General features: G+C 67.0%; 14 protein-coding genes. 8 read left to right on the top strand and 6 right to left on the bottom strand.

From position 1 onward, the window contains the following. Positions 1-742 (top strand): vWA domain-containing protein (locus ACR2JI_RS03840; RefSeq protein ID WP_526388206.1); only part of this gene is annotated, 742 nt, incomplete at its 5' end. A gap of 76 nt (positions 743-818) precedes the next feature. Further along, positions 819-2558, top strand: a complete 1740-nt coding sequence (locus ACR2JI_RS03845; protein ID WP_526388208.1) for a PE-PPE domain-containing protein — start codon at positions 819-821, stop codon at positions 2556-2558. Between the two features lie 39 nt (positions 2559-2597). Here ACR2JI_RS03845 and ACR2JI_RS03850 read toward each other — a convergent pair whose 3' ends face one another. The 5 genes from ACR2JI_RS03850 to ACR2JI_RS03870 all read right to left on the bottom strand — a co-directional run bounded on the left by ACR2JI_RS03850 (position 2598) and on the right by ACR2JI_RS03870 (position 6035). After that, positions 2598-2906: a hypothetical protein gene (locus ACR2JI_RS03850; RefSeq protein WP_526388210.1), complete on the bottom strand. Its 309-nt coding sequence runs from the start codon at positions 2904-2906 to the stop codon at positions 2598-2600. Next, positions 2907-3560 carry a hypothetical protein gene (locus ACR2JI_RS03855; protein WP_526388212.1) on the bottom strand — a complete coding sequence of 218 codons (654 nt, stop codon included), beginning with the start codon at positions 3558-3560 and terminating at the stop codon, positions 2907-2909. Positions 3561-3643: 83 nt separating this feature from the next. After that, on the bottom strand, positions 3644-4771 hold the full coding sequence (gene nagA / locus ACR2JI_RS03860; RefSeq protein WP_526388214.1) for an N-acetylglucosamine-6-phosphate deacetylase: 1128 nt from the start codon (positions 4769-4771) through the stop codon (positions 3644-3646). A 1-nt stretch (position 4772) separates the two neighbouring features. Further along, the gene (gene nagB, locus ACR2JI_RS03865) at positions 4773-5558 is read right to left on the bottom strand and encodes a glucosamine-6-phosphate deaminase (RefSeq protein WP_526388216.1); all 786 of its coding nucleotides are present in this window, start codon (positions 5556-5558) and stop codon (positions 4773-4775) included. 6 nt (positions 5559-5564) lie between these two features. Continuing rightward, positions 5565-6035, bottom strand: coding sequence for a PTS sugar transporter subunit IIA (locus tag ACR2JI_RS03870; protein WP_526388218.1), 471 nt, complete (start codon positions 6033-6035; stop codon positions 5565-5567). A 103-nt stretch (positions 6036-6138) separates the two neighbouring features. Here ACR2JI_RS03870 and ACR2JI_RS03875 point away from each other — a divergent pair, with 103 nt between their 5' ends. The 5 genes from ACR2JI_RS03875 (at position 6139) to ACR2JI_RS03895 (ending at position 12038) form a co-directional block, all read left to right on the top strand. Then, positions 6139-7701, top strand: a complete 1563-nt coding sequence (locus tag ACR2JI_RS03875) for a PTS transporter subunit EIIC (protein WP_526388220.1) — start codon at positions 6139-6141, stop codon at positions 7699-7701. Positions 7702-7749: 48 nt separating this feature from the next. Then, positions 7750-8979, top strand: coding sequence for an acyltransferase family protein (locus ACR2JI_RS03880; RefSeq protein ID WP_526388222.1), 1230 nt, complete (start codon positions 7750-7752; stop codon positions 8977-8979). A gap of 82 nt (positions 8980-9061) precedes the next feature. Further along, positions 9062-9709 (top strand): Rv0518 family GDSL lipase, encoded by a 648-nt coding sequence (locus ACR2JI_RS03885; protein ID WP_526388301.1) that lies wholly within the window; start codon positions 9062-9064, stop codon positions 9707-9709. Between the two features lie 5 nt (positions 9710-9714). Continuing rightward, on the top strand, positions 9715-11307 hold the full coding sequence (locus ACR2JI_RS03890; RefSeq protein WP_526388224.1) for a S53 family peptidase: 1593 nt from the start codon (positions 9715-9717) through the stop codon (positions 11305-11307). Then, positions 11304-12038: a hypothetical protein gene (locus tag ACR2JI_RS03895; protein WP_526388226.1), complete on the top strand. Its 735-nt coding sequence runs from the start codon at positions 11304-11306 to the stop codon at positions 12036-12038. Before ACR2JI_RS03890 ends, ACR2JI_RS03895 begins: the two co-directional genes overlap by 4 nt. Here ACR2JI_RS03895 and ACR2JI_RS03900 read toward each other — a convergent pair. Further along, positions 12035-12172: a hypothetical protein gene (locus ACR2JI_RS03900; protein WP_526388228.1), complete on the bottom strand. Its 138-nt coding sequence runs from the start codon at positions 12170-12172 to the stop codon at positions 12035-12037. The genes ACR2JI_RS03895 and ACR2JI_RS03900 overlap by 4 nt on opposite strands. 35 nt (positions 12173-12207) lie before the next feature. Here ACR2JI_RS03900 and hrpA point away from each other — a divergent pair, with 35 nt between their 5' ends. After that, positions 12208-16143, top strand: coding sequence for an ATP-dependent RNA helicase HrpA (gene hrpA, locus ACR2JI_RS03905; protein ID WP_526388230.1), 3936 nt, complete (start codon positions 12208-12210; stop codon positions 16141-16143). The last annotated feature ends 133 nt before the right edge of the window (positions 16144-16276 follow it).

A 16276-nucleotide genomic window follows, 5' to 3' on the forward strand; every position in this document is an offset into this window, starting at 1 on the left:
GGAACCGTTCGAGAAGTTCGACGACGCAGATCTTCGATTGATCGGGATGTGGCTGGAGCAGAGTCTGGCCCGTTGGCCGATGCGGCGCACCTTGCGCGCGACACCGGATCGCAACGGAAAGCGCATCGACCTCCGCGCCACCATCCGTGCCTCACGCAGCACCGGGTGGGAGCCCGTGCATCTGGCCCGTCCCCGTCGGCGCCGCAGGCGCCGCCGGGTCGTGCTGGTTTGCGATATCAGCCGTTCCATGCAGCCGTATGCGGCGGTGTACCTGCATCTGATGCGTGCGGCCGCGCTGCGCCGGGCAGGCTTTCGCCCGGAGGTCTTCGTCTTTTCCACCACGCTGACCCGGCTGACTCCGGTGCTGGCACACCGCTCACCGGAGGTCGCCCTGACCCGGGCCAATGAGAAGGTGGTCGACCGGTACGGCGGCACCCACCTGGGCCGGGCGGTCACTGAACTGCTGGCGCCGCCGCACGGCAGATCCTTGCGCGGAGCGGTGGTGGTCATCGCCTCCGACGGCTGGGACAGCGATCCGCCGGAGTTGCTCGGCCATGCGCTGGCGCGACTGAAGCGCCGCGCCGCACACCTGGTCTGGCTAAACCCGCGGGCCGGCGCACCTGGGTTTCAGCCGTTGGCCGGCTCCATGGCCACCGCGCTTCCCTACTGCGATGTCTTCCTGCCCGCCCATTCGCTGCACGGTCTGCGGGACCTGTTTGAGGCCGTCGCAGACCTGTCCTGAGTTCCGCTGTTCCGCTGGGCCAGCGCGTCGGCTACTGTCGGCTCAGTTTCATCGCAGTTTGCTAGGGAGGTCCGCTGTGAGTGCATGTCGGTATGTCGGACGGGTCGGGGGACTGGCCGTCGCTCTCGGCATCGGGGCCGCGGTGTTCGGTGCCGTGGACGCGGATGCGTGGGCGGACAGTTCCTCGCCGTCCGCGCCGGTGTCGGCGGGGCCGGCCGATGGGCGATCTTCGCACTCCGCACCGGTTCGTGCCCGGACCCCCAGGCCGGCGGCCGCGCAGGTGACCCGGCGGCCCGCGGCAGCGTCGGGTCGCGGTGCTGCGGTGGCCCGAACGGCGGTGGCCCAAACGGCGGTGGCCCAAACGGCGGTGGCTCGACCGGCTGCGGCCGCACTGACCCAGCCCGTGATCATGGGGCCCAGCGGTGTGCCGATCCCGTCCGACCAGTACGTAGCCAAGGTGATGAACTACTACGTGCGCCAGTCCAGCGGTGCCCCACCGCAGCCGCCCTACGAGGACCCGCAACCGCAGGTCATCTTCACCCCCGAGGGCCTTTATCCGATCACCGGGGTGAAGAGCCTGCCGCTGAACACCTCGGTGGACCAGGGCATCCAGATTCTGTACAAGACGCTCACACCGCTACATGACGGAACTCCGACAACGGTGTTCGGCTACTCCCAGAGCGCCATCATCTCCGGGCTGCTGCAAAGCGGGTACACGACCGGCGGCGTCACCTACAACGTCCCGACCAATATCATCGACACCGTCGACTTCGTTCTCGTCGGCAACGAGCTGAATCCCAATGGCGGCTTCCTCTCCCGATTCACCGCGACCCCGTACGCGCCGGCGCTGTTTCTGCCCAGCCTCGGCATCCCGTTCTACGAGGCCACCCCCGCGGACGCCTATGCCACCACCAACTACACCCTGGAGTACGACGGCTTCGCCGACTTCCCGCGCTACCCGCTGAACCTGCTGGCCGACATCAACGCCGGTCTCGGGCTGGCCCTCGTCCACACCAAGTACGCCCCGGGCCCCAACTGCAGGACGTACTGCACGACCCTTCAGCAGGTTCTGGACGCGATCCCGCTACCGGTTTCGCCGACCTCGACGGAACAGAACTACTTCTTCATGCCGACCGAGGACCTGCCACTGCTGGCGCCGGTGCGGGCGATCCCGCTGATCGGCAACCCGATCGCCGATCTGGTCCAGCCGGTGCTCAAGGCGATCGTGGACCTCGGCTACGGCGACGCGGCCCACGGCTACCCATCCGGTGGCCAGCCGCCCGCGAACGTCCTGGTGCCGTTCGGATTGTTCCCCCAGGTCGATCCGCTCGAGGTTGCGATCAGGGTGTTCAACGGGATCGGCCAGGGGATCACCGACTTCATCAATGACTTCGGACCAACCGGATCTGTCGTTCGGGAACTGTCCGGCATTCAGCAGGCACTGTCCAGCATCCAACTGCCGAACCCGGCGTCCTTCGTATTGCCGGCTCCTGACAGCGTCCTGACCGGCATCCAGAACTTCGTCACCGGTGTCGCCAACGCGATCTCCTACAGCACCGCCAGCTACTACTCGGGGCTGCTTCCGACCGCCGACGTCGCCAATGCGTTCCTGACTTCGCTGCCCGGTTATAGCGTCAGCCTTTTCCTCGGGGGCGTGAAGCAGATGATCGCCGGTGATCTGATCGGCGGTCTGGTGAACGCCATCGGGTTGCCCATCGCCGCCAACGTGGGTCTGGTCACGACGGCCAGCCTGGTGGTCGCGCTGTCGTGGGCACAGGCGATCGCAGGTGTTTTCGGCATCAACCTCAGCGCCTAGTCAGGACCGTTCGAGCCCTCCCGCGGGAGGGCCGCGAAGCTAGGTCTGATCCTCCGGCGCGTCCATCAGCGACAGCCGGAAGACCATACCCAGTAGGAAGAAGATGATCAGCGCCGAGAAGGCGTCGAACCACTGGAATGGGTAGAGGCTCCCGTCGATCGAGAGCACCAAGATCGTCTCGATCAGGCCGAAGCCGGTGAAGAAGACAGCCAGTCTCACCCGGGTGATCTGGCGGTGCAACTGATTTCGCCGGGCCTCCACGGCCAGCGTCAGTAACAGCAGCGGTAGCACCTGAGCCAGGGTGGCGGCGGTGGCGCCGTCAAGCAGGACGATGCTGTGATCGGCCACTCAGCGGCCCGAGGAGGTGCTGCCCCCGGCCTCAGCGGGCAGCGGCGGCGGCAGCGGTACGCCCGTGCTGGGCGCGGCGGTCTGCGGTGCGCTGCTCGCGGTTGCCGACGGTGTGGCGAGGCCCGGTGTCGACGGTGCGGCGGTTCCCGACGTCGACGGCGTAGCCGTTGAGGTGGCGGTCGGCGACGCCGAGGTGCTCGGCACCGAGCTCGTCTTTCCCGACGCGCTCGCCGGCGCCGGGGCGCCGTGGAAGTCGACCCAGGATTCGGTGCGCACGGTTTTACCACCGATAGTGACGCTGAGCGCATTCGCGGTGACCGTGTAGGTCGCGCCATCGTTCGTGACGACGTAGGTGTCGGCGCCGGATTGTGTCGCGGCAGCCACCAGCTTGGCGCCGTCGCTGACCCGAACGCCGCGATATTCGTAGGCGCCGGCCGGGGTCTTGCAGATCGCGACCCGCGAGGTGTCGGTGGTGCCGAACAGCACTGCCTTATCCGGCAGGGTGCACCTGGCAGTGGAGTCGATGTAGCCCTGGCCGTCGGAAGGGGGCGCAGCGGTGGGCGCGGCGATCGCCAAGGGCACACCGATGGCGACGATCGCTGACGCGGCCGCCGCTCCGACGGCCAGGGCGAAATTCCGGGTTGTGGGTTTCATTTGTTCCACGAGAACACATCTGGACCCCGCCCTGCCAGTGATGTTGCCGAGCTACAACGCAATCGTTAGGCGCCCGAGATTCCTCAGACCCACGCGCCGCGGTATAGCACCGCCGCCACCGCGAGATCTTCGTCGAGAACCACGAGATCGGCATTGTTACCAGATACCAGCAGTGGGCTCGGGAGCCCCAGTGCGCGTGCCGGATTGACCGACGACTGGTGCACCGCCAGCATCATGGCCTCATCGCGCGGTAGTTCACTGCGACTCACTGCGAACCTGAACAGCCGGTCCATCGTGGCGGTGCTGCCGGCGATGGTCTCGGTACCGGACAGGTGCGCCACCCCGTCGGTGACATCGACCGCAAGGGGGCCGATCCGGTAGGCGCCGTCGGACATCCCCGCTGCAGCCATCGCATCGGTGACCAGTGCGACTCGGTCTTCACCAACGCTGCCGGTGATGTGGCGGTACAGCGCCGGGTCGATATGCACACCGTCGGCGATCACCTCGACGGTCACCCGAGGATCCTCGAGTAGGGCGATCACCGGACCGGGTTCGCGGTGGTGAATCGGGCGCATCGCGTTGAACAGATGTGTGCCCACCGTCGCTCCGGCCGCGATCGCGGCCCGGGCCTGGGCGTAGGTGGCCTCGGTATGACCAACGGCCGCAACCACATTGGCGTCCACCAGAGTCGCGATCGCCGCTATCGCGCCGGCGCGCTCCGGAGCCAGTGTCACCATCTTGATAGTGCCGTCGCCGGCATCCAGAACCTGCCGCAGTTCAGCGGGGTCGGGATCCCGCAGCAACACGGGGTCATGCGCACCGCAGCGCTGAACGGCCAGCCAGGGACCTTCCAGGTGGATTCCGGCGATCACCCCGTCTCGGACTTCGCCCGCCAGTTCGGTCACCTGCCGGAGCAGATCGTCGGGGCTCTCGGTCACCAGCGAGGCCACCATCGTGGTGGTTCCGTGCCTGCGGTGCAGAGCGACCGTCGTTGCCGTACCCCTCGATCCACCGGAGAAGCTTCCGCCGCCGCCGCCGTGGACGTGGGTGTCGACGAATCCGGGCACCACTGTCACCGCGCCCAGATCCCGGTCGGCACGGCGGCTCGGGACTCCAGCCCCGATTGCGGTGATCGTCGCGCCGGAAACCTCAATCCATCCGGGCCGCAACAACTCTGAGCCGGTAGCGATGGTTCCGGCGGTCAGCAGCACCTCAGATGCCCTGCCAATCCGGTTTGCAGCGGTAGGTCTCGCGGTAGTAGTCGGCGAGTTGCAGCCGCCGCGCTGCGGCATCGTCGATCAGGACGGTGGCGTGCGGGTGATGCTGCATGATCGTGGCGGGCCACATCGCGCTGACCGGTCCCTCCGCCAGGTGATGGATGGCCTCGGCCTTGTTGTGCCCGGTGGCCACCAGCAACAGATGCCGGGCGGCCATGATCGTGCCGAGCCCCTGGGTGAGGCAGTGGGTGGGGACGGCGTCGATGTTGTCGTCGAAGAACCGCGCGTTGTCCATTCGGGTCTGGCGGGTCAGCGTCTTGATCCTTGTGCGCGACGCCAGCGACGAGCCGGGTTCGTTGAAGCCGATATGACCGTCGGTGCCGATCCCGAGGATCTGAAGGTCGATACCGCCGGCCGAATGAATGGCCTGCTCGTAGGCAGCGCAGGCGGCCGGGATGTCGGTTGCCTGACCGTCCGGGCCGGCCACCGCCCCGGGTGCGAAGTCCACCCGCGAGACGAACACCGAGTCGATGACGTTGCGGTAGCTCTCGGGGTGCTCAGGTGGCAACCCGACGTACTCATCGAGGGTGAATCCGCGCGCGTTCTTGAACGACACCTGTCCCTGGGCGCAGCGCGCCGCCAGTTCGTCGTAGATGGCCAGTGGCGAGGATCCGGTGGCCAACCCCAGCACAGCATCCGGCTTGCGGGTCAACAGTGATTCGATGGTGTCGGCCGCCACCCGGCCGATCTCAGCCGGGTCATTGAGGATGACGACTTCCATCTGTTCCTACTTATCAGCGGTGAAAAGAGTTGCGCCGGTGGCTATTCCTGCCCCGGCGGTCACCGCTTCACTGACCGTGACATTGGCCGGATCACGCTCGTCCATGACGACCACCGGAACGATGGGGCTCATTCCCGCCGCGATGATCGCGGGCACGTCATAGGTGATGATCGGCTGGCCGGCGGTCACGGTATCGCCCTGGGCGACGTGGGTGGTGAAGCCCGCGCCATTGAGCTGCACGGTGTCCAGACCCAGATGCACCAGCACACCGACGTTGTCGGTGGTCATGATCACGTAGGCGTGCGGGAGGAGCTTGAGGATCTTGCCGCTGACCGGGGCCACCGCGTCGACCACCTGCTGTGGCGGGTCGATGGCAGCCCCGTAACCCACCATTCCTCCGGAGAAGACCGGATCGGGAACGTCGGCGAGGGCGACGGCCCGCCCCTCGACGGGGGCAAGGACGGTTGTGGTGCTCAAAGGGGCTCCTTAGTTCGGCTGTCCAAAGGATAGAGAGATCGTCGCATCATTGCGGCAAAAACCACCCTCGACGTGGATGGATTGTGGTCTAAGCTTCCGCTCCATGAGCAAAGCCACAGGCGCGCAATCGAAATCCGGTCTGAAGATTCCTGGGTTCGCACAGCTGCAGCGCCTCGGCAAGAGCCTCATGCTGCCGATCGCCGTGCTGCCGGCAGCCGGCATCCTGCTGCGGCTGGGCCAGGACGACCTGCTCGGCAAGATCAAGGCACCGGTGATCGGTCCGTTCTTCCAGGCCATGAGCGCTGCCGGTGGCGCGCTGTTCGAAAACCTCGCTCTGCTGTTCGCCGTCGGTGTGGCGATCGGTTTCGCTCGCAAGGCCGACGGGTCCACCGCGCTTTCGGCGGTGGTCGGCTATCTGGTGATGCAGGCGGTCTTCAAGACGATGTCGCCATTCGTGCTTGCCGGACAGGTGGACACTTCCGGCGGTCAGGCCCAGATCAACTACAGCGTGCTGGGCGGCATCGTGGTCGGTTTGATCACCGCGGTGCTGTTCGACCGGTACCACACCATCCAGTTGCCGTCGTATCTCGGCTTCTTCGGCGGCAGGCGATTCGTGCCGATTGCGGTCTCGATGACGATCCTGGTGGTGGCCTTCGCGATGAGCTACTTCTATCCGATCTTCGATGCCGGACTGACTGGTCTGGGTAAGTTCATCGGCGGCGCCGGCGCGCTGGGTGCCTTCATCTTCGGTTTCGCCAACCGGATGCTGATTCCCCTTGGGCTGCATCACATTCTGAACTCCTACGTGTACTTCATCTACGGCAGCTTCACCCCTCCAAGTGGCGGCGCCACGGTCACGGGCGAGCTGAGCCGGTTCGCCGCCGGCGATCTCACGGCCGGGCGGCTCACGGCCGGCTTCTATCCGATCCTGATGTTCGGCCTTCCCGCCGCTGCCCTGGCGATGATCCACGTGGCCAACGCCCGGCAGAAGAAGGTCGCCTTCGGCATCCTGTCGGCGGCCGCGCTGACGGCATTCCTCACCGGTGTCACCGAACCGCTGGAGTTCTCCTTCATGTTCGTGGCGTTCCCGCTCTATATCGTGCACGCGATCCTGACCGGGCTCTCGCTGGCAATCGCCTACGTGCTCGACATCCACCTCGGGTACTCGTTCTCCGCCGGGCTCATCGACCTGTTGCTGTGGGGCAATGCTCCGGCCGCCAAGAACGTCCCGTTGCTCATCGCGATGGGCCTGGTGTTCTTCGTCCTCTACTACGTGCTGTTCCGGTTCGTGATCACCAGGTGGAATATGCGCACACCGGGCCGCGAGATCGAATCCGAATTCGACGAGGAGGAGACGGCCAACCTCAGTGAGGGCCCCAACGCCCCGACGGCCATCCCCACCGGGGCTGGGGTCGCCACCGCCCCGGCGCGAGCCGATACCAAGGCCGAGCAACTGATCGCGGCCTTCGGCGGCCGGGAGAACCTGGTCAACGTGGATGCCTGCATCACCCGCTTGCGGATGGATGTCGCCGACACCTCCAAGGTCAATCACGACCGGCTCAAAGCCCTCGGCGCCGCCGGTGTGATCGAGGTGGGCAGCAGCGTGCAGGCGGTGTTCGGCACCCAGGCCGAAGCCCTCAAGAACGACATCCTCGACGTTCTGTAGCCGCCCGCCAATCCCGGCTCGCGCACCTGCCCGCTGTTACCGTCAGGTGTGCGAACCGGGGAGATCAAGGCGCTGACCGGGCTTCGCATCGTGGCGGCGCTGTGGGTGGTGCTGTTCCACTTCCGGCCGCTGCTGTGGGAGGCCTCGCCGCGACTGAAGGATGATCTGGCGCCGCTGTTGAACGCCGGCGCACAGGGCGTCGACCTGTTCTTCATCCTCAGTGGGTTCGTTCTGACGTGGAACTACATCGACCGGATGGGGCAGGCGTTCTCACTGCGCGCCACGCTGCACTTCCTGTGGCTGCGCCTGTCCCGCGTTTTCCCGATCTATCTGGTGACCATGCACATCGCCGCGCTGTGGATCATCGTCACATTGCACGTCGGCACCACACCGTCCCCCGACGTCGACAAGTTCACGGCGATCAGCTACCTGCGCCAGCTCTTCATGGTCCAACTCTGGTACGCGCCGTTCTTCGACGACACCAGCTGGGACGGACCGGCCTGGTCGATCAGCGCGGAATGGCTGGCGTACCTGCTTTTCGCACCGTTGATACTTCTTGTCTTCCGGATCGCCCGGGTATCGCGGGCCCGCACCCTGCTGATGCTCGCCGCCGCCGCGGCCCTGCCCCCGACGCTGCTACTCCTGGCCAACGGGGTGCTCTACACACCCTGGAGTTGGGTGCCGCGGATCCTCACGCAGTTCGCCGCGGGTGCGCTGGCGTGTGCGGCAGTGCGGCGGCTGCAGGTTTCCGAGCGGGGCACCCGGGTGGCCGGTTACGCCTCGCTGCTGATCCTTGCCGTCATCGTCGGGGGGCTGTATTACTACGACGCCCACCCGATCGCGGGGATGGTCGACTCCGGCGGCATCCTCGCGGTGTTGTTCATGCCACTGGTGGTGGCGCTGGCCATCGGTGCGGGCAGTCTGCCGGCGCTGCTGTCCACCAGGCCATTCATCTACGGCGGTCAGATCTCGTTCAGCCTCTACATGATTCACGAGCCGGTGCACACCATCTGGAACTGGATCGCGCAGGAACACAGGCTCGCGCTGCCGATGTGGGGGATGAAAATCGTTGTCATCGGGCTCATCGCGATCGCGCTGGTGACCTCGGCGGCGCTGTTCAGATTCGTTGAGGAACCCGCCCGGCGCTGGATGCGGCGGATGGTCGACCACCGGGACGTCAAGGGTGGCGGTGCGCGGCCCCCGGCCGGCGGTCGCCTGCAGGCCGTCGAGGACAGGGTCGTAGAAGGCAGTGGGGGGCTATCGCGCGCCTCCGCCTGAGTGCGGCCCCAGCGGATTACCCTTGGGGCTGGAGGTGCAGGTGAGACTCAAGTGGGCGATCTTTCGGGTCGGCGCGGCGGCCATGGCCGTGGTCGGCGTCGGGTGGTCGGCTGTCCTGGGTGCCGCGCCCGCACATAGCGCGGATCCACCCCGGATCGCGGTGATCGGTGATTCCTACACCGCCGGAACCGACGAGGGCGGCAGCGGACTGAGGTCGTGGCCGCAGATCGCCTGGCAGTTACTGGCCAGGCAGGGCGTGCCGATCGACGCCGATGTCGCGGCCGAAGGGGGCGCCGGCTATGGCCAGCGCGGCAGCCGCGGCAGCATCTTCGAAGACCTGACCGCACAGGCGGTTCGCAATAACGACGCCCTGGTCATCTTCTTCGGCTCCCGCAACGACCAACCGGTGGATCCGCAGAAGTTCTCCGGCTACGCCGCCGAGACCTTCCACCTGGCGCGCTACGCGGCACCGGGGGCCAAGTTCCTGGTGATCGGTCCGCCGTGGCCGACTGCCAGCCCGCCGCCGCCGGTACTCAAGATCCGGGACAGCCTGCGCGAACAGGCCGCCCGGATCGGCGCGGCGTTCATCGACCCGATCGCGGACGGATGGTTCGTCGGCCGCCCCGATCTGATCGGGTCCGACGGCGTGCACCCCAATGACGCCGGGCACGCCTACATGGCGGACAAGATAGCCCCGCTGATCTTTCATCAGCTCACCATCGCGATCTGACCGAAGTGCAGCGCTCCCGGGCGGTGCTGGCCGCATCGCTGACGGCGGTTGCCGTCGCCGGAATACTGCTCGGCGCCGACCGGCCATGGGATCCGGAACCGGCTCGGAACATCGACGGGCCCTACGCGCGTCTGCTCTCGGACTCCACCGATCTGGGCCCGGCGCGCGAACCGCGGATCCAACTGACCGTGGCGTTGCGCGACGACGATGAACCGGTTCGGCTGAACAGTTGGGCGCAACTTCACGAACTGTCGGTGCGCTGGCGCCAGGGTGATGACTGGGCAATCCTGGAGGGCGCTCCGGCCGCGATCGCCGATGCACTCGGGGTCGTCGTGCACGACTACCGCAGCCCGAAGGGTGTTCTCTTCTACGCCTCTCCGCAGCAGCCGACGGTCCCGTCCGCCGCTCACGATGAGGTCGCCGAGTTCGGACGGATCCTGAGTTATACCGATCCCCGCCAAGGCCTACCGCCCACGCCTCCGCGCGACGTTCCCGACGGCGGCCTGCTGCCCACCCAGGTGTCCAAGGCCTACGGTGCCGACGAACTGACCAAATCCGGGTACACCGGTAGGGGCCAGACGGTGGTGGTGTTCAGCTTCGACGGGTTCCGGCAGGCCGATATGGACACCTTCGCCGAGTGGTTCAACGTGCCGAAGTTCACTCCCGAGGTGGTCGGCGGCATGCCCGCTCAGATCACCGGCGAATCCACCATGGACCTTCAGGTCATCCATGCGGTTGCACCGGATGCCCGACTGGTGATGGTCAACGCCCGACCGACAGTGGAGTCCGGCGGCACCTTCGAAAGACTCGGCACGCTGATGAAGTCGGTAGATCAGCAGTTCCCCGGCGCGATCTGGAGTCTGTCCATCGGGTGGGGTTGCGATCGGTTGTTCACCGCAGCCGATCTCGCGCCGGTGCGCAGCGCGATCGCCACCGCCCACCAGCACGGAACGACGGTATTCGACGCCACCGGCGACCTTGCCGGTCTGGAATGCAAGGGGGGGCACAACTGGTCGGACCCGCCCAGCCCGGATGACGTCGGCGTCGATGCGGTCGCGTCCATCCCGGAGATCACCGCGGTGGGTGGCACCACCCTGTCCACCGACGCCCAGGGCGGCTACCTCGCCGAACAGGGTTGGTATGACGTGCCGCTCACCCAGGGCAGCGCCGGAGGCGCGTCGACATTGTTCGGCCGGCCGTCCTGGCAAGCGACCGGTTCCGGCGGCGCCTCCAAGGCCCGGCGGATGGTGCCCGATGTGGCCGCCGTCGCCGACCCGTTCACCGGCGTGAAATTCGTTCTGCTCCAGCAGGTTACGGTCGGTGGCGGCACATCCCAGGCGACTCCGGTCTGGGCGGGACTGGCCGCGGTGATGAATCAGGTGCTCAAGGAGCAGGGCGCCGATCCGCTCGGTGATCTCAACCCGTACCTCTACGCGGTGGCGAAGGGATCGGCCGCACCGGCGTTCCGGGACATCCAACTCGGCGGCAATGCCATCACCGTCCCGCACGCCGGCTACGACATGGTGACGGGACTGGGCAGTCCCCATGTGCTCAACCTCCTCAAAGGCATCCTGCTGGTCCGATCGGCGAACCGATGAAGCAGGTGGCGCAGCCGGATTCATTCGAGGGCTATGCCGTACCGGCCGGGCGCTACACCGCGAAGCGCACCCGCGGACCGCGCTACGTGATCACCGTGGGACTGTGGGTGCTCACCCTGGTTGCGGTGATGATGACCCTGGCCATCGTGGACCAGGCGGTGCCGGACGTGCCAACCCGGTACGTCTGCCCGCCCGACTGCGGCCGGCCGCCGACCGGCCAGCCGGTGGCCACCAACCCGCGCTTCACCGCCGCCGACGGCTCGTTCTCGGTGTCCTATCCCGCACCCGGCGCCGCGTACACCGTCAAGACCGAAGCCAACGGGGTCACCGCCGAGTGGGTCGGTGGTGACGGTGGCACCCTGCGGCTGTTCAGTCAGCCGGCAACCGGCCGGAACGCCCGGACCATCGCCGAGACGCTGCTCAACGAAGCCTTCCCCGGTGCGGTCAAGTCCTACGAGTTGCCCAATGCGACGGTCGGCTACCACCTCGGCTACGGAGAGGTCGCCGACTTCCACACCATGTCGGGTGGGGGTGAGTCCGGCCGGGTGCGGATCATCATCATCGTCGCGGTCAAGAACGATCTCGCCCTGGTCGCCGGCGCCGCTGGCCCGTTCCGCGAGTTCACCCCGAGCTTCGGACCCGGTCCGCCGTCACCGGCCAATCTCCAGATCGCCCAGGACATGGGCAAGTACGTCAACAGTTTCACCTGGCGCGGAGACCCACCCCGCTAGCTGTCGCCGGGCTCCTCGGGTTGCGGTTCGACCGGCGGCTGCCGGTTGAGCCAGTCCTTCAGCCGGAACAACTGACTGGCCACCAGACCCAGACCGAGCAGCAGCAGGCCGCCGACGATCAGCGCAGTCGTCATGGGCACTCCATCTCTCGGTCACTACCCTGGTACCAGTGTCCCAGCAGCCCCGCGATGACGTACGCGCACTGCGCGCCCGGCTGGACCTGCTGAGCCTGCGTGACGCCGCCCGGCTCGGGAGGCGGCTCAAGTCGTTGCGCGGACCGCTTAGCGCTGAGCAGTGGAAAAGCCTGGCAGCTCAGTTCGACGCCGGGGAGAAACTGATCGCCGCCCGCGTCGCGACGGTGCCGGCCATCAGCTACCCGGACCTTCCGGTCAGTGCGTGCCGCGAGGAACTCGCCGCCGCCATCCGCGACCACCAGGTGGTGGTGGTGGCCGGCGAGACCGGTTCGGGCAAGACCACCCAGCTGCCCAAGATCTGTCTGGAACTGGGACGGGGTATCCGCGGCACCATCGGGCACACCCAGCCGCGCAGGCTGGCGGCCCGCACAGTGGCCCAGCGGATCGCCGACGAACTCTGCGTCGAGTTGGGTGGCGCGATCGGCTACACCGTGCGATTCACCGACCAGGCCAGCGACCGGACGCTGGTCAAGCTGATGACCGACGACATCCTGCTCGCTGAGATGCAGCGCGACCGACGGCTGTTGCGCTACGACACCCTGATCCTCGACGAAGCGCACGAACGCAGCCTCAATATCGACTTCCTGCTGGGCTATCTGCGCCGGCTGCTGCCACGGCGGCCGGATCTCAAAGTGATCGTCACCTCCGCAACGATCGAGCCGCAGAGGTTCGCCGACCACTTCGGCGGTGCGCCGATCATCGAGGTCTCCGGTCGCACCTTTCCGGTCGAGATCCGCTATCGCCCTTTGGAATTGCCTGCCGATGATCGTGGCGACATCGTCGATTCGACAGAAGATCCCGACGATCCCGATCATGAGGTGGTCCGGGTCGAACCCCGCGATCAGACCGAGGCGATCATCGACGCTCTCCAGGAACTCTCCACCGAGCCCCCCGGTGACGTACTGGTTTTCCTGTCCGGCGAACGCGAGATCCGCGATACCGCCGAGGCGGTGCGCGCGGCGATGCCCACAGCCGAGGTGCTCCCGCTTTATGCGCGGCTGCCCACCGCCGAACAGCATCGGGTGTTCACGCCGAACACCAGTAATCTGAACCGCCGAATCGTGCTGGCCACCAACGTCGCCGAGACCTCGCTTACCGTCCCGGGCATCCGCTATGTCGTCGACCCGGGCACCGCCCGGATATCCCGCTTCAGTCGCCGCACGAAGGTGCAGCGACTGCCGATCGAACCCATCTCACAGGCCTCCGCAGCGCAACGGGCCGGCCGGTCCGGCCGGACCTCTCCGGGTGTGTGTATCCGGCTGTACGCGCACGCTGACTTCGAGGGCCGGCCGCGCTACACCGATCCTGAAATCCTGCGGACGAATCTGGCCGCGGTGATGCTGCAGATGGCCGCGCTGCATCTCGGCGACATGGAGGATTTTCCGTTCCTCGATCCGCCGGACCAACGCAGCATCCGCGACGGTGTGCAACTGCTGCAGGAACTCGGGGCGTTTGACACCACGGGCGCCATCACCGATATCGGCCGGCGGTTGGCGCAACTGCCCGTGGATCCGCGGTTGGGCCGGATGATTCTGGAGGCCGATGGTCAGGGCTGCGTCCGCGAGGTGCTGGTTCTGGCCGCGGCGCTGTCGATTCCCGATCCGCGTGAGCGTCCCGTCGACCGCGAGGAGGCGGCCCGACAGAAGCACGCCAGGTTCGCCGACGAGCAGTCCGACTTCCTGTCCTACCTGAACCTGTGGGGCTACCTGCGTGGACAGCGGAAAGCTTTGTCCGGCAGCGCCTTCCGACGGATGTGCCGCGAGGAGTTCCTGCACTACCTGCGGGTCCGGGAATGGCAGGACCTGGCCGGGCAGTTACGCAGCATCGCCCGCGATATCGGAATCCGGGAGTCCGGTGACTCCGAGCCCGCGGATCCGGCCCGGGTGCACGCGGCCCTGGTCGCCGGACTGCTGTCCCACATCGGTCTGCGCGAAGGTGACACCCGCGAATACACCGGAGCCAGAAACGCCAGGTTCGTCCTGGCCCCCGGCTCGGTGCTGACCCGCCGCCCGCCGCGCTGGATCGTGGTCGCCGACCTGGTGGAGACCAGCAGGCTCTATGGACGGATAGCCGCGCGGATCGACCCCGACACCATTGAACGGATCGCCGGGCATCTGGTTGCGCGCAGTTACAGCGAACCGCACTGGGATGCCCAACGGGGTGCGGTTGTGGCCTTCGAGCGGGTGACGCTCTACGGTCTGCCGCTGGTCGCCCGCCGCCAGATCGGTTACGCGGCAGTGGATCCGGTGGAGGCTAGGGAGATGTTCATCCGGCATGCGCTGGTGGACGGCGAGTGGCGGACGCGCCATCACTTCTTCGCCGACAACGTCCGGATGCGGGCCGAGGTCGCCGAGATGGAGGAGCGTGCCCGGCGGCGTGACCTGATGGTCACCGACACCGAGATCCATAAGTTCTACGACGACCGCATCCCCGCGGAGGTGGTCTCATCGCGGCACTTCGATGGGTGGTGGAAGAAGCAGCGGCACCTGACCCCGGACCTGCTGACCATGACCCGTGCCGATCTGATGCGCGTCGCCGATGCGGATGCGGACCGGCCGGACCACTGGAAGGCCGATGATCTCGCGCTGCCATTGAGCTATCGGTTCGACCCGGCTGCCGCCGATGACGGTGTCACCGTGCACATCCCGGTCGGAGTCCTGGCCCGCCTCGGCGGCGATCAGTTCGGCTGGCAGGTGCCCGCACTGCGGGAGGAACTGGTTACCGCGTTGATCAAGTCTCTGCCGAAGGATCTGAGACGTAACTTCGTTCCGGCGCCGGATACCGCCAGGCTCGTACTCGGTTCGTTGAATCCGGGTCAGGAGCCGCTACTGGAGGCCCTCCAGCGCGAACTCCATCGCCGCAGCGGGATTCTGGTCCCCATCGACGCATTCGACCTCGACAAGTTGCCGGCGCATCTGCGGGTGACCTTCGCCGTCGAGTCACCCGATGGTTCGGAGGTCGCTCGCGGTAAGGACCTCACCGCCCTGCAGACCACACTTGCCGGAACCACCCAGCGCGCGGTGACCGAGGCGGTGGCAGGGGACTGGGAGCGACGCGGAATACGTTCGTGGCCCGAGGATCTCGACGAGTTGCCCCGCAGTGTGGAACGCATGGTCGACGGGCATCTCGTGCGTGGCTTTCCCGGTCTGGCTGATGCGGGTTCGGCAGTCGATGTCCGGGTGTTCGCCACCGAGGCCGATCGTGACGCCGCCATGCGACCCGGATTGCGCCGGCTGTTGCGACTGGCGGTCCCGTCGCCGGTGAAGGCGTTGGAGAAGAAACTGGATATGCGCACCCGGCTGATGCTGGGCACCAATCCCGACGGGTCGCTGGGCGCCTTGCTGGAGGATTGCGCGGACGCCGCGATCGACGCGCTGGCTCCGGCGCCGGTGTGGACCAGAGCAGACTTCGCCGCACTGCGTCAGCGGGTGGTGAGCGACCTGCCCCCGGCGGCGACGGATATCGTCGGCCGGGTCGAGAAGGTGCTGGCGGCACTGCGCGAGGTCGAGGTGGCGGTTCCGGCCAAACCTCCGGCGGCCCAGGCCGATGGCATCGCCGATATCCGGGCTCAACTCGCGGCGCTGACGCCGAAGGGGTTCGTCGCTGCCGCGGGCGCCGCCCGGATGGGTGATCTGGCGCGGTATCTGACCGCTATCAGCCGGCGCCTGGAGCGCCTTCCCCATGCCCTCGCCGCCGATCGCGAGCGGATGGAGCGGGTCGGCGCCGTTCAGGATGCCTATGACGAACTGCTGCATGCCATTTCACCCACCCGAGCCGGCGGCGATGATGTGCGCGAGATCGCCTGGATGATCCAGGAGTTCCGGGTCAGTCTGTGGGCACAGCAGTTGGGCACCCCGCGGCCGGTCAGTGAGCAGCGCATCTATCGCGCTATCGACGACGTATTGGCCTAGCGTGCTGGCCTAGCGTGCTGGCCCAGCGGCGAATGGAACACCTATGTGTCCGCCTCAGAGCGACACTTGAGCGCACCGGGGCCGATTGTCGCTGTGAGGCGGGCACCAAGGCAACCGCTCTGGCGCCGTATCG

The sequence above is a fragment of the Mycobacterium sp. genome, from assembly GCF_051006775.1.
GTDB lineage: Bacteria > Actinomycetota > Actinomycetes > Mycobacteriales > Mycobacteriaceae > Mycobacterium.

What these genes read in the sequence shown, in the direction of transcription:
- ACR2JI_RS03855 (WP_526388212.1), bottom strand. Translation starts at nt 3,560, where the DNA reads ATGAAACCCACAACCCGGAATTTCGCCCTGGCCGTCGGAGCGGCGGCC.
- nagB (WP_526388216.1), bottom strand. Translation starts at nt 5,558, where the DNA reads ATGGAAGTCGTCATCCTCAATGACCCGGCTGAGATCGGCCGGGTGGCG.
- ACR2JI_RS03875 (WP_526388220.1), top strand. Translation starts at nt 6,139, where the DNA reads ATGAGCAAAGCCACAGGCGCGCAATCGAAATCCGGTCTGAAGATTCCT.
- ACR2JI_RS03885 (WP_526388301.1), top strand. Translation starts at nt 9,062, where the DNA reads ATGGCCGTGGTCGGCGTCGGGTGGTCGGCTGTCCTGGGTGCCGCGCCC.
- ACR2JI_RS03895 (WP_526388226.1), top strand. Translation starts at nt 11,304, where the DNA reads ATGAAGCAGGTGGCGCAGCCGGATTCATTCGAGGGCTATGCCGTACCG.
- ACR2JI_RS03900 (WP_526388228.1), bottom strand. Translation starts at nt 12,172, where the DNA reads ATGACGACTGCGCTGATCGTCGGCGGCCTGCTGCTGCTCGGTCTGGGT.